At 55.0% G+C, this 12,564-nt stretch carries 12 protein-coding genes; 1 reads left to right on the plus strand and 11 read right to left on the minus strand.

Translation table 11 applies throughout. The features are described from left to right. Positions 1 to 136: 136 nt before the first annotated feature. The 11 genes from KK078_RS20945 to KK078_RS20995 all read right to left on the minus strand — a co-directional run bounded on the left by KK078_RS20945 (position 137) and on the right by KK078_RS20995 (position 11,775). On the minus strand, positions 137 to 757 hold the full coding sequence (locus KK078_RS20945) for a biliverdin-producing heme oxygenase (protein WP_254092271.1): 621 nt from the start codon (positions 755 to 757) through the stop codon (positions 137 to 139). Positions 758 to 785: 28 nt separating this feature from the next. Continuing rightward, the gene (locus KK078_RS20950) at positions 786 to 2,282 is read right to left on the minus strand and encodes a S41 family peptidase (protein WP_254092272.1); all 1,497 of its coding nucleotides are present in this window, start codon (positions 2,280 to 2,282) and stop codon (positions 786 to 788) included. Positions 2,283 to 2,375: 93 nt separating this feature from the next. Then, entirely contained in the window at positions 2,376 to 3,080 is a 705-nt protein-coding gene (locus KK078_RS20955) for a hypothetical protein (protein WP_254092273.1), read from the minus strand. A 221-nt stretch (positions 3,081 to 3,301) separates the two neighbouring features. Beyond that, the gene (locus KK078_RS20960) at positions 3,302 to 4,300 is read right to left on the minus strand and encodes a DUF5018 domain-containing protein (protein WP_254092274.1); all 999 of its coding nucleotides are present in this window, start codon (positions 4,298 to 4,300) and stop codon (positions 3,302 to 3,304) included. Between the two features lie 18 nt (positions 4,301 to 4,318). Continuing rightward, entirely contained in the window at positions 4,319 to 5,044 is a 726-nt protein-coding gene (locus tag KK078_RS20965) for a hypothetical protein (RefSeq protein ID WP_254092275.1), read from the minus strand. A 20-nt stretch (positions 5,045 to 5,064) separates the two neighbouring features. Beyond that, entirely contained in the window at positions 5,065 to 5,877 is an 813-nt protein-coding gene (locus KK078_RS20970; RefSeq protein ID WP_254092276.1) for an HmuY family protein, read from the minus strand. 31 nt (positions 5,878 to 5,908) lie between these two features. Further along, positions 5,909 to 6,664, minus strand: a complete 756-nt coding sequence (locus KK078_RS20975; RefSeq protein WP_254092277.1) for a hypothetical protein — start codon at positions 6,662 to 6,664, stop codon at positions 5,909 to 5,911. Between the two features lies 1 nt (position 6,665). After that, a complete protein-coding gene (locus KK078_RS20980) occupies positions 6,666 to 9,290 on the minus strand; it encodes a TonB-dependent receptor domain-containing protein (RefSeq protein ID WP_254092278.1) in 2,625 nt (874 codons plus the stop codon). Positions 9,291 to 9,330: 40 nt separating this feature from the next. Next, positions 9,331 to 10,299, minus strand: a complete 969-nt coding sequence (locus tag KK078_RS20985; protein ID WP_254092279.1) for a FecR family protein — start codon at positions 10,297 to 10,299, stop codon at positions 9,331 to 9,333. Positions 10,300 to 10,633: 334 nt separating this feature from the next. Beyond that, on the minus strand, positions 10,634 to 11,185 hold the full coding sequence (locus KK078_RS20990) for a sigma-70 family RNA polymerase sigma factor (protein WP_254092280.1): 552 nt from the start codon (positions 11,183 to 11,185) through the stop codon (positions 10,634 to 10,636). A gap of 167 nt (positions 11,186 to 11,352) precedes the next feature. Beyond that, positions 11,353 to 11,775: a winged helix-turn-helix transcriptional regulator gene (locus KK078_RS20995; protein ID WP_254092281.1), complete on the minus strand. Its 423-nt coding sequence runs from the start codon at positions 11,773 to 11,775 to the stop codon at positions 11,353 to 11,355. 91 nt (positions 11,776 to 11,866) lie between these two features. On the opposite strand from KK078_RS20995, the gene KK078_RS21000 reads away from it, so the two are divergent. Continuing rightward, complete coding sequence (locus tag KK078_RS21000) at positions 11,867 to 12,436, plus strand: YceI family protein (protein ID WP_254092282.1); 570 nt, start codon at positions 11,867 to 11,869, stop codon at positions 12,434 to 12,436. The last annotated feature ends 128 nt before the right edge of the window (positions 12,437 to 12,564 follow it).

The following is a 12,564-nucleotide window of genomic DNA, read 5'->3' on the forward strand; positions in this document are numbered from 1 at the left end:
CTGAAATACCATTTCGTTTCTTTCTCTATGAGTATTGATTAACAATTACTTAGACCTTAAGTAGACGGCTATGGTCTGCGACTGGCGGGCAGAAGACCGACGGCAGTTACAAACTGCCGTCAGTTCCCGGCACAAGTTACGCACCTGTGCTAACGCTTGGTGCTAAACTTGCGCCAGCAGTAGGCGCAGCCGATGATCCTTCAAACACCTTTGAGAAATGCTCGAACGTTTCATTCGCCGTCCGGATCATATCGGCCTGCTGAGTATCGGTAATGGCTTCCCGGTTCATAACTGCCACAAATTTTCCCCACATGGGCCCGGTAGCCTCACCGTACCCCGAAAAGAAGGATACACCATCGGTAATGCCGCCTTTCTCCAGCATCTTCACAATAATGCTGCCGCCCATAATAGACCCTTCCATGACATAAAGCGCTCCCAGCGCCTTTACGTGATTGTCGATCGTCGGCACGGTAGTGGCCGGCAGGTCTTCCATCGCACTGCCCAGCGCGAGAATATCGTTCTTTATATAGCTGGAGTTCCGCCGGTCTTTATAGTCTGGCAGAAGGCTTTCGGTTATGTATGGCGCGATGGCCTTTTCTACATGATTGAAATACGCATAGAAGTATTTCAGGAATGCCGCATAGTCGGCGTTAGCGCGTATGCTTTTAAGGCGTTGCACGACTTGTTTCTCAAGCGCGACGTGCGCGTCTTTTGTGGCTTCTTTGATGTTGGTGCTTATATTGGTTTTTGTTTCCATACCGTGTTTTGTTTTTTCGAATAGATTGTTAATTCCCCAGTAGTCTTTTTCTGGTCTCGATCATGCCGCCGTACCGGGGTGTAGGGCTGATGCTCCGGGGCAGTTGCAATGCGCTGCCCGCTGGCAGCCGGCTATTGTCCGGGGAGGCCAGGGCCGCCGCGAGACTGGCTTCCCGCGGGTCGCCGAAGTCATGTGTCACATCGTCCGATGCCACGATGTCGGGCGCCAGTCCGTCAAAGTAGTCGCCGTCGCCGGCGGCATTGGTGATCTTAAAGGTAGGCATCCAGAGCCGATATTGGTCGATCGTGACCGGGAAAAACCCCACGGGTTTTCCGTATGACCGAGTGCCTACCTGGCGTACGCGCAGGTGCGGGCGCAGCGCATGGATGACAAGCTCACTGGCAGAAGCAGTCTCCGCGGTGGTGATGACGGTCACGTCGGTGACGGTCTCGAGCGATCCCTGTTTGGCGAGTGTATACGTATTGGCCCGGAGCGAATAGTCGACATCGGCGTAGGTGGCATAGCGGCCTTTGTACGGTATCGCGTTACCGTTAGCGTCGAGCAGACGTTGTTGGGCGAGGATGGGGGCCCGTCCTTGTTGCAGAAGCGTGTTGTAATGCTCGATGTAGAGTATGGCTCCCTGCAGGCGTGTAGGCGCCACGAGGCCGAGCAGGTATCCGGCCGTTTCACTATAGCCGCCGGCATTGTATCGCAGGTCGATGACCAGGTGTGTAATGCCCGCCGTGGCAAAGACGGCAAAGGCACGATCAAGAGAGGCTCTGGCCTCCGTCAGGGGTGGAAAAGCGTTTAGCGCAAGATAACCCGTCGTGCCGTCAGACAATAGCGTATGGGTGGATATGGGGTCGGCGGTATAGCTTCCCTGGGCAAGGGATATTTCCTGTCCTTGTATCGTGATCTTCAAGGAAGGCTGGAGCCAGGCCTTCCGGATCTTTTCAAGGTCTTCATCCGAGCGTATCGTGACCGGCTCGCCCTGGATGGCAGTAATTTGCTGCCCACGGTGCAAGCCTGCCGTGGCGGCCGGAGAGCCCGGCAGTATTTGGCGGATATATAATTCACCCGTGCGAAGTGCGGCGGTCTCGAGACCGAATCCGTACACGGAATGGTTTACGGGTGTAGCTTGTACGCGACCCGTGGAAGATGCGTCGCCTGTGTATTGTATAAACGAATATCTTGGTTGGCCGGGTGTGGAAGATGTTTCATAACCCGCTCCGGTAGTAGGATCAATAGCATACTGCGTCAGCGCAAACAGCTCAGTGTGCAAATTTTCAAGACTGCTGCCTCCGGCTACGTATTGACGTGGATCAAAAGCCGTATACTCCGGAAGGGCGTCGTACCACAGGTACAGCTCGCGCGCATAAAGATAGAGGGAATCGGCCGTCTGCTCTACCCGTGTGCCCCGGAGGATGTGCAAGCCTGTATCATCATCCTGGCATGCGCCCATCACGAACAGCATCATGCTGAACATGATGGTGAGCGAATGGAGCGGGTGATGTATTTGTGTCATCGGCATTGTTCTTTATAACAGAACGTTCCGGCCCGAAGGCCAGAACGTTCTTAGACCAGCAACCAGCTTCAGGGAGCCGCTTGAAGCATTTGATTAAAGTTGCTTATAACGGAATTTCAGGTACGGATAGTTGTTCGGAGGGGTAGCCGAGTTCGGGATACCACCCTGATAAATATCCTGTGGTTCGAGCTTATACTTCACACCGCTGGCAGTGTGTGTGATTACCAGTGTTACACTACCGCCGTTGTCGGCGAGCGGGTACACAATGTGGTTCACGATGTTGTAGTTGTACCAGCCCGGATGCAGCGGGTTAACCGTGAAAGACGTCGGCGTGCCCATGGTGATATTGTTATAGCCAAAGGCGCCGCTTACGGCTGTTGTCGCGGTGCTGCTGGTAACGGAGTTGAAGTTGGTGGTGGTATACGCCAGCGTATAACCCGTGCCCACGGTGATGTCGCCGTTGGCCGTGCCGCCGAATTTCAGTACATAGTTTGAGGATGTACCGCCGTCGATGAGGTCAAAACGATAATAATACGTGGCGTTCGGTACGTGCGGGTCGGTGCCGGTGCCCGGAGTACCCTGGAAAAAGTCCTCTACGTAGTACACGCCGGCATTGTCCAGGCGTACAGTACCAAAGGTGGAAGCCGACGTAAAGCTTACGGCGGCACCGCCGGCGATCGGGCTGGCTGCAACGGTTTGGTGTTTCAGGGACGGATCCGTGGGAGTGATCTCGTCTTCCTGACAGGCGGTGAAAATAACAGCCAGGGCTACAGCGCATACGCGTGCAACGCTGTTCATGCTTTTTGCTAAATTGCGTCCGGTTTCCGGAGCGGGAGTTGATTTTGTTTTCATTGTCTTTTAACGGTTCAATGTTTACGATTTATTTAACTTCGGAGATCGTAAGAGCCGGGCAGTCGCAATGCCCGGCTTCTTCTTTTCTACGAAGATTGCGGCTACGATAGACAGTTGCTGGTTTTATCTTTCGCTACCCCGTATTCGAGGGAGATGGCTGATGCATGTTATTTTTCTGATTCGGTTACAATGAGTTGAGGATGTACATTCGGAAATCCATTCAATTGGTAGGAATATTCAAAAAAGCCGCTGAAGGTGTCCGTTATACCCGGTAAGATCGTGGCATATTCCCGTACCGGCATATCGTCGGGCACACGATACGTTATTTCATTTGGTGTAAAGCTCACCTGGGTGAGCGTATAGTATTCCTCCGAGCCGTCTTGTACCATTACCCGGGCGTCTTCCAGTTGGCGGAAATTTTTTCCATGCAATGTAAAGGTCTCGCCTGGGTGCACAGTGATGGCGCTGGTGATCGCGTCGAAGGTCGGATAGGGGTATCGTATATAAAGCACCGGCTCGGTGGTAGTCGCCGTCCGTACACCGGTTACGACTTTGATCTTATACCAGCCCGTGTCGAGCGCGGCGCCTTCTTCCGGGATCTGAGCGAGTATGTTCGAGCCAAAGCCTGTGGCGAGCGCGTCGACGATCGTATCGATGGCTACCGGGGTCTCTTCGCCATTGGCAGCAATGAGCGATACCGCGGTACGGCTGGCGTCGAGCAGAATGTTCGTGCCGCGGATATCGGCCAGCCGGCCGAACCATACGATCGTAGGGTTTTCCTCATCCAGGGACAATGGCGGTTGGTTGACGACGACTTTTAACGTATAGGTAGCTGTGCTGCCATCCTCGGCGGTGACCGTGTAAGTAACATTGTCTTGCAGCGGAACGGTTGTACCGGAAGCCGGCGTAACAGATGCTTTTTCGGAAACGGCGAGCAGCGGCGTGATCGAGGCTGGAAGGGCCAGCGCGTGCGGCCAGTATAGCAGGATCTGCCCGTCGGCGATGGCGGCCTCGACCGTGGTGCCGTTGGCGTCGAAGGAGAATGCCATCAGTTCTTTATATGGATAAGGCGCATTTTCGTAGTCGGTATCGCAGGCGGTGGCGACGAGTAACGCCATCGCCAGCCAGGCGCCGGAGAAGGTTGCGTGTAGGGAGAAGCGCATCATAGGGACTGTTTTATTCGATTAAAGCGGTGAAGTAATTTGAACGGGGTTTTTAAGCGTGACCGATTGGCTATAACAATCGACGCGGATCGTATAGAGGCCGTTGGGCAGATCCGTATTGAGCGGCAGCGTTACCATCAGGGAAATAGATTCATTGGAGGCGACATCGAGGGCCGGCATTTCGGTGCCGTCTTCGGCAATGAACGTGACCTTGGCCAGTACATTTCCTTGCGCGGTTTTGAAGAGATTCTTGCCCGTCAGCATCAGGCCTGAATAGATCGGTGTGCCTTTGTACATCACCGAGCTATAGAATGCCGCCGGTGTCTCCGGATCAGTCGTGAGTTCGTCAACGACCAGCGTGGGTTGACGGGTGTCTACCAGGAGCCTGTAGCGGTTGGAGCTGCCGTCCGCCGCCGTCACGTCATAAAATACGGTGGTGTCGCCCTTGGCGATGGCGGGTACGTTTCGCAGCAGCGTGCCACTGGCGGGCGTAACTGTGGCGCCTTCCGATACCGTTACGTTTCCTTCCAGCACTGTGAGATAATAGAAATAGGGCAGATACACTTTGATGGTCGAGTCCTGATCATTAACAGCGCCATAGAGCGGGGCTGCTGTGTTGGCAACTTCATACGTGAGGATACGATTGGCAAGCGGCGCCGGCGGTTCGACTGTTTCGGTGTCGGTACACGCGGCCAGGAGGCCGAGCGCCAGCAATGCCGGGGAGAGGATGTTATGGATATAGTTCATGGAAGTGATCGCTTTGTCGATTAGTTGGTTTCGGAGATGTCGAGGTTTTTGGAACCGTCTTTCTGAATGGCATATTTGAAGGTAAGGAACCCGGCCTTGTGCGAACGGTCCGGATCTTCCGGAGCACCTTTGTACATGCTGTAGAGGATCACCTTGGCATAGTTGCCCCTGGCTGTGCGCACCAGGATAGGTCGCGGCAAGGCGTAACAGATATGCGCTTTCTCGTCGGATGGCCGGTCGGGGTACATCTGTCCGTAGAAGTCGTAATAGGCCCAGCCGCTCTTTGTACCACCAAAGTAGTCGAGGTCGATACGCTTGCCCGTCAGGAAATCCTCATCGGCAACAGCGACCGAGGTTGTGCGGTTGAAAGCATCCTCGAAGAGGCTGCGGGCGGGCAGCGCTTTCAGCGGCTTGCCGCCCTCGTCGTAATACTGTTCGTCGATGTCTTCGTATTGCAACAGGTATAGACCGCCTTTACCCGGGCCGCCGTAACCCGGCGAGGAGGTGGCGGAGCCGTTGTTTGCCGCGATGCTGCTGTTGTAAATGCTCAGGAAAGCGATGTCCCAGTTGGCGGTTTGTACTTGTGATGCGGGAACGGCCTTGTTTTGCTCCAGGCTGTAGTACAGGGGCGTGGCGTTGCCGGACGAGGTGGCCAGTGTGTCGGCCGCCAGGTTCGCGATAGTATAAATGCCGGTGACGGGCACGTCGTTGTCCGGGTCATCTGCTTCGTCCGCCGGCGCTGGATCGTCGGACGAGCACGCCGCCAGGACGAAGAAAGCAATGAACGTATATAATAGTCGGTGTTGCGCGGTACGTCGGAATGAATATAACATAGTGTAAGGGTACGGTATGGATATTATGGGTTTATCGTGTGGAAAGATTCCGGCTGCCATCCGCTTGCAAAAAATACCGGAAGGTGAAATACGGTGCCGGCGTGTTGACCGTCGGGTTTTCGGGGTCGCCCAGGTAAAGGGTCTTCATCTCCAGCTTGGCAAACTTGCCGTCGCCGGTGCGAACGACGATGGTCACACCGCTGATGGCCGACATGATGTGGCTTTGCAGGCTATAGAAGTACCAACCCTTGTGGCCCACCGGGAAGTCGTGCCAGCCGGAAGAAGTCTGTTCAGCCATGAAGGCGTCGAAGACTTCATCGGCGGGTGCTTCGTCGAGCTCGTCGAATAGCGCATCGAGCACAACCATACCGCCCTGGCCCGTACCACCATATCCCGGGGTATCTGCTATGGTGCCGTTGTTGAAAGTAATGTACGAGTTGTAGATGCCGCTAAAGCACACATCCCAGTGGTTATCTTGCGCTTTCCCCTGGGGCAAGGTGAGCCACGCACCGTCGGTATCGTGCGGGTTGATGATGGCATGGTCCTCCAGGTTGAAAAAGATGGGAATGTGACCCGATTCATACGTATTGCCGACGGAACCCGGCAGGTCTTTGATGTATAGGGTACTGGTTCGTTCATCTATGCTGGTGTAGGTATCCAGGGGCGTCAGGACCACGGGGGTTGTATGGGTGTCGTCGTCACCGTCGGAACATGCCGCCAGCAGGACGACGAGCAGGCACCAGGGCGTATGGCGGAAGAGTTCTGGAAAGGGAGAGATGTAACGCATATCAATCATTTTTGTTAAAGCGCCACGACAGCGCGGTAATAAGTTGCCGGCCAGGCAGGTTCGGGATCAGGCTGTCGTTGTAATCCGTGATGTTATCGCAGATGAGCTGGATGCCCAGCCGTTTTTGAATCAGTCGTTTTTCGACGGTGGCATTGAGTAATACATAGCCGTCGGCATACAGGTCATAGGGATCGATAAACAGGTTGGGGTAATTACGATCACCCATGCCATACTTGCCGCGGTATGTTGCCCGTACGCTGGCACTGATGCCGCGCGCCTTGTGTTCATAAAAAATCTTGGCATTGGCCATGTGGCGCGAGCGGCTGGTCAGGTTGAAGTAGTCGGAAGGTCTTGCCGTACGGATGCGGCCCTCGGGTGTGCGCAGCTGCACCTCGCCCTTTTTGAGCTTGTCTACAATGCCCTGGTCTTTCGCGTAGAGCAATTGGTAGCCCACAGAAAATTGCAGCTCCGGGGTGACGGCCCACGCGACCGTGGTCTCCAGCCCTTGCGTAAAGGCACGGTCGATGTTGCGATAGGAGTATAGTTGCGTTCTGTTCTGCTTGACGCCCACCAGATCTTCCAGGATCATGTTGTGGATATCGTTTCGAAAGGCGTTCACTTCGAGGGTGACATCGTGAACGGGCTGCCATACAAAACCAGCGTTGAACGAACGGGAGCGCTCGGCCTTCAGGTTGCCGATCTGTTCAGCGACCGGGTATAGCTCCTGGATCTCACCCGCCGCTTGCATGCGGGCCACTTCCTGGTCGAACACAGACGCTCCGAGGACGGTGTATCCAGCGGAGGGATTGTTGAAGGCCAGGTATAATTGCTGGAAGCTGGGCGCTTTAAAGCCGGTGCCTGCCGTGGCCTTCAGCACCAGCCAGTCGTTAACGGTATATCGGATGCCCAGGCGCGGACTTACCTGCTGGCCATACAGACTATGGACATCATACCGCACACCGGCGAGGATGCCCGTCTTGTCGGTGGGTGTGTAGTGTGTTTGCAAATAAGCAAAGCCGGTTTCCATGTCGCGTCGGTTGCCATAGCGGGAGGCCTGGAGTATTTCGGCGTTGCCGCCGATGCCGGCCGTGGCTTTTAACGTCGGCCAGGGATTGTAGCTCGCAAACGACTCTACGCGGTGGAAGTATTGTTGGAATTTGTTCTCATTCACACGTACATCTTTGTCGAGGTCGGTAGAAGTTGCCCGGGCGGTGTACTGCGTGAAGTAGTATTGCGTTTGCAGGTCGAACTTTCCGCGCAAGGTATTTTGAAGAACCGCTGTGGCATTGACATCTTGCTCCAGGTTCTTGTCTTCGCGCCGGCCGATGCGATCGAGGTCGTATTGATTGTGCTGCCGGCGCGACGCAAACCGTGCCGAGCCGGTCAGGAGCGTAGCCGGTGCCAGACGGTATTGCGTTTTACCCTGCAGCGAATAGCTGTGGAACGGCGGCAACGTTTTACCCGGTGTTTCGGGAGCCGCATCAAAACCGTCGGTACGATAGAAGTTGGTCGAGAAGGATGTCACGGCGCGTTTGTCCAGCCAGGGCATGCTGCCGTCGAAGGTAGCGTCGAGCGTTTGGTTGGTGCCGTAACGCAACGCCGCCGTGCCGTTCGGACCGTCGATGGGCTGCCTGCGCGTAATAATGTTGACTACGCCGGCCAGCGCATCGCTGCCATAGACGGCGGCGGAGGTGCCCTTGATGATCTCGATACGTTCGATGTTGGCGATGGTAATGCGTGAGAGATCGAGAATGCCCACCGAGTTGCGGCCGATCAGCGGCTGGCCGTCGATCATGATCATGGTATACGAGGCGTCGAATCCCTGTACTTGTAATCCCAGCGCACTGGAGGCACCGCTCGGGTCGGTCGTCAGCGCCAGGCCTGTCTGCTCTTGCAGCACCTCGTGCAGGCGGCGGCTTCCCATCATTTCCAGTTGCCGGCCCTCGATGATCATCACGGGCATCGGCAGGTCACGCACCGGCACCGCCGTGCGAGTAGCTGTGGACGTTAGCATGCGGTCGGCGGTGACAAGGACCTCATTCATCTGCACCGTTGCCTCGTGCAGGGTGAACGCGAGCTGCAATGATTGTCCGGGCGCGATCGTCAATGTTTTTTTCAACGGCTCATACCCCACCGCGGTAGCCACCAGTACACACGGCCCCGGGTCGGGTACACGCAGGGTAAACGATCCATCCTCGCGCGAAGTAGTGCCATAAGGCTTGCCGTCCACCCGCACGGTGCCAAAGGGTATCGGGTCGCCTTCGGCCGTTGTGATCTTTCCTTCGACGTGTGCAGACGCCGCGACCAGCAATATCCTGCTGCCGTGCACCTGTATGCTGCCCAGCGTATCGCGCAGCAGGTCGGCGAGCACATCCCGTAAAGGCATATCGGTATAGTGTACCGTAACGCGGCGGTTCCCACCCAACAATGTGCTGCTATAGGAAAAAGAGCAGCCGACCTGGCTGGCGATAACGTCGAGCGCATCGCCGAGCGGCAGATCATTCAACCGCAAGGTGATCTTCTTATCGAGAATGCCATCGGACGGTAGGGTGGCTGCGCCGACGTGCAGGCTTGCCACGACGAACCAGGTACAAACCGCGGCAGACCCGGCCGGTATGAATTTCATAAAACGTGTTGTCGTCATCGCACCCATGGATCGGTCGTTCTTAGTATAGAATCAGCCGTTTGTCGTTCAGCTCGTATTGACATTGCATTACCGTGCTGAGCTCTTTCAGCACAGTGGCCAGCGCAGGGTTGTTGGTGAACCGGCCGGTAAAACGATGCGTCGCAATTTTCTTATTCTGAATAAGCACCGGTATGTTGTACCAGCGCGCGAGAATGGCGGCTACTTCGGACAGCGACTCGTCTTTAAAGATGAGCGTGCCATGCCGCCAGGCAGTATAGTTAGCCGCGTATACGCTTTGTACAGTCAGCGGCTTTCCATTCGGCAGACAAGTAACACCCTGATCGCGGGTAAGCAATACATGATAACCCGCTGCATCCGATACACGTACTTTGCCTTCCTCTACCGTCACGGTGGTGCTGGCCTCATCCGGGTAAGCCTTTACACGAAAGACGGTGCCGAGGACGCGCACCGTCGTTCTGGACGTCAACACAGAGAAAGGACGCGAAGCATCCCGGGCCACTTCCAGATAGGCCTCGCCCGAAAGATGAACGATGCGCGCCGTGTCGGTAAACTTCTCCGGTATCGTCAGTGTGCTCCCCGAGTTCAGGTGCACGATCGTGCCGTCGGGCAATGTCAGGCGGATTTTTTCACCACGGGCAGCCTGTATCACGCGGCTGGCCGCCAGCGCAGGCGGGGTGTCGGCAGCTACAAACGCGGAGCGATACTGATAGAGGATACCCATCGCGGCGGCGATAAGCAAAAGCGACGCCGCGATCTGCAACGGCAGCCGGCGGTGTATGGCCCTTTTAGGCTGTGCAGGCGGTTGCACCTGTTTCCAGATCTCATTCTGTAATGCACGTTTGTCGACACCGCGAAAAACATCGTGATCATCCGGCAACGGCGCGGGGGCATGCTTACCAGCCAATGCCTGCATAACAAGCGCCGCTTCGTCGGGTGTACAAAGCCCTTTAAAATATTTCTCCAGCAGTTCCGGTGTGATGTTTTCCATACGCGGCGGGATAATGCCCACGTATGACTATACCCCGGAACTGCGATCACCACAGCGCGCTTTTTAGGAAAACTGCGATTTTCCTAAAAAATACCTTTAACAGGGGAGGAACAGGGAACCAGGACCGGGTAGGCTATTGCGCTGGCTGGCTAGCCCCGTATACCGGTTTCCCTATGTCAGGGATAGCGCATGTATATGGCTGGTATAGCTTTGATACGGGTAATATAGGGCTTTGATACGGGTAATGTAGGGCTTTGATACGGGTAATGTAGGGCTTTGATACGGGTATGATACGGGTGATCTCCCTTTTTGCAGCCTGGGAGCGGGGGAGTTGCTACGATTCCTGCAGCTCTTTTGCCAGGTACCGCAACGCGTTTCCAATATGATATTCCACCGTACTGGTGGAAATATTCAGCCGTTCGCTGATCTCTTTATGTGTCAGGTTCTCACTACGGCTCATCAGGAACACCCTCTTGCACTGACAAGGCAACTTATCCACCAATTCCCCCAACCGGTCTTCCAGCTGCCGGTACAACACCTGGTTCTCCGTGCAATTTTCCTCCCCGCAGTAATCCAGAAAGAAACAATCGAGGTGCCGCTTCTCCGTTTTCAGATTCCGGTAATAATTATAGGTTTGATACCGGGCGGCCTTGCCGAGGTAGTCGCTTAGCGTACCGGCCACCAGCAACGATTCGCGTCTTTCCCACAACGACTTGAAGATGTCCTGGGTCATCTCGCGCGACTCTTCCCGCGCGCGGGTGCCGCGGTAGCAGGCAGTATATACCGGGTCCCAATAGCGATCGAAGATGATCTTAAAAGCCCGCTCGTCGCCGGCTTGCAGCAGGCGCAGAAGACGTTCATCGCTATATAGATTCAGTAATGACAAGGGTAGCCGGTGTCGGTTCAGGCCGGCAATATATCACTATTTAGAAGCGGTTTAAATTAGACGTTGCGAAATCAAGGCCGCGCGCTGTAAAATGACCGATGGAGAGTAGAAGACCTACCCGATAGATAGTAAGTCAACGAAAAGAATGTTACCGCTATATGTGTAGATCAGTCGGCATGGCGGCTGCGAAATTTCTTGCGTGCTTTGGCGATCTCCGCTTCGTGCTTCGCGGCCCATTCACCCAGTCCCATCATGACGTCCAGCAGGCTTTTGCCCAGCGGCGTGAGTTGGTATTCCACGCGGGGCGGGATCTCAGGGTATAATTGCCGGGTCACCAGGCCGTCTTCTTCCAGCGAACGGAGGGTCACCGTCAGCATGCGCTGCGAGATGCCCGACACGCGCGACTTGAGCTCGTTAAAGCGCGGACTGCCGGCGTAGCCCAGGTTGAGGACCACCAGCATAGACCACTTGTTCGCAAAATGGATCAGGAAATCGTGCACCGGACACAGGCCGTTGGCCTTCTCCTCCAGGATTTTTGCAATTTTTTTTCTGCGCTCAACTGGTTGATTCTCAGTAATAGTTACCCCCATGTGCCTGACGTAAGTATTTGTCTCTGCTTGTGCCGTTGGTAGTTACCAAATAGCTTTGAGTTACTTATAGTAACCAACTTCATACAAATCTATGAAAAAAAGCGTATTAGTCACCTTCCTGTTATTGTCAGGTGCTGTAGTCTTCGGACAAACCTGGAGCTTTGACAAAGCACACTCTAAGCTGGGCTTCAGCGTAACCCACTTGATGGTTTCTACCGTAGACGGTAGCTTCAAAACAGTGGACGCAAAGATCACTTCCAGCAAAGCCGATTTTACGGACGCTGTATTTGAACTGACCGCCGACGTAAACACCATCGACACCGACAATGAACAGCGTGACGGCCACCTGAAGAATCCTGATTACTTCGATGCAGCCAAATTCCCGACCCTGACCTTCAAAAGCACTTCTATCAAGAAGGTAGCCGACAAGAAGTACAAACTGGTAGGTGACCTGACCCTGCACGGGGTGACCAAGCCGATTACACTCGACCTGACCCTGGGCGGCACAGGCGTGCATCCGTACACCAAGAAGACCATCGCGGGCTTCAAAGCTACCGGTACACTGAAGCGTTCTGACTTCGGCATCGGCGCGGGCACTCCCGGCACCATGGTAAGCGACGAAGTGGAGCTTACTGCTAACGGCGAGTTCTCGAAAGACTAAGTCCGGAATTACTTCTCAACGGAAGAGCCATCCGACAGTCGGCGGATGGCTCTTCTTAGTTTATAGGAAGATTGTATCGGAGAATATTCTACAAATTGTTGAAAAAGTGTGTAAAAGATCACTCAAAA

It is taken from the genome of Dawidia soli (assembly GCF_018598185.1).
GTDB lineage: Bacteria > Bacteroidota > Bacteroidia > Cytophagales > Cyclobacteriaceae > Ohtaekwangia > Ohtaekwangia soli.

Excerpts from the sequence above, each read along its gene's own strand:
- KK078_RS20945 (WP_254092271.1), bottom strand. The coding sequence starts at position 757 with ATGGAAACAAAAACCAATATAAGCACCAACATCAAAGAAGCCACAAAA.
- KK078_RS20950 (WP_254092272.1), bottom strand. The coding sequence starts at position 2,282 with ATGACACAAATACATCACCCGCTCCATTCGCTCACCATCATGTTCAGC.
- KK078_RS20955 (WP_254092273.1), bottom strand. The coding sequence starts at position 3,080 with ATGAACAGCGTTGCACGCGTATGCGCTGTAGCCCTGGCTGTTATTTTC.
- KK078_RS20960 (WP_254092274.1), bottom strand. The coding sequence starts at position 4,300 with ATGATGCGCTTCTCCCTACACGCAACCTTCTCCGGCGCCTGGCTGGCG.
- KK078_RS20965 (WP_254092275.1), bottom strand. The coding sequence starts at position 5,044 with ATGAACTATATCCATAACATCCTCTCCCCGGCATTGCTGGCGCTCGGC.
- KK078_RS20970 (WP_254092276.1), bottom strand. The coding sequence starts at position 5,877 with ATGTTATATTCATTCCGACGTACCGCGCAACACCGACTATTATATACG.
- KK078_RS20975 (WP_254092277.1), bottom strand. The coding sequence starts at position 6,664 with ATGCGTTACATCTCTCCCTTTCCAGAACTCTTCCGCCATACGCCCTGG.
- KK078_RS20980 (WP_254092278.1), bottom strand. The coding sequence starts at position 9,290 with ATGAAATTCATACCGGCCGGGTCTGCCGCGGTTTGTACCTGGTTCGTC.
- KK078_RS20985 (WP_254092279.1), bottom strand. The coding sequence starts at position 10,299 with ATGGAAAACATCACACCGGAACTGCTGGAGAAATATTTTAAAGGGCTT.
- KK078_RS20995 (WP_254092281.1), bottom strand. The coding sequence starts at position 11,775 with ATGGGGGTAACTATTACTGAGAATCAACCAGTTGAGCGCAGAAAAAAA.
- KK078_RS21000 (WP_254092282.1), top strand. The coding sequence starts at position 11,867 with ATGAAAAAAAGCGTATTAGTCACCTTCCTGTTATTGTCAGGTGCTGTA.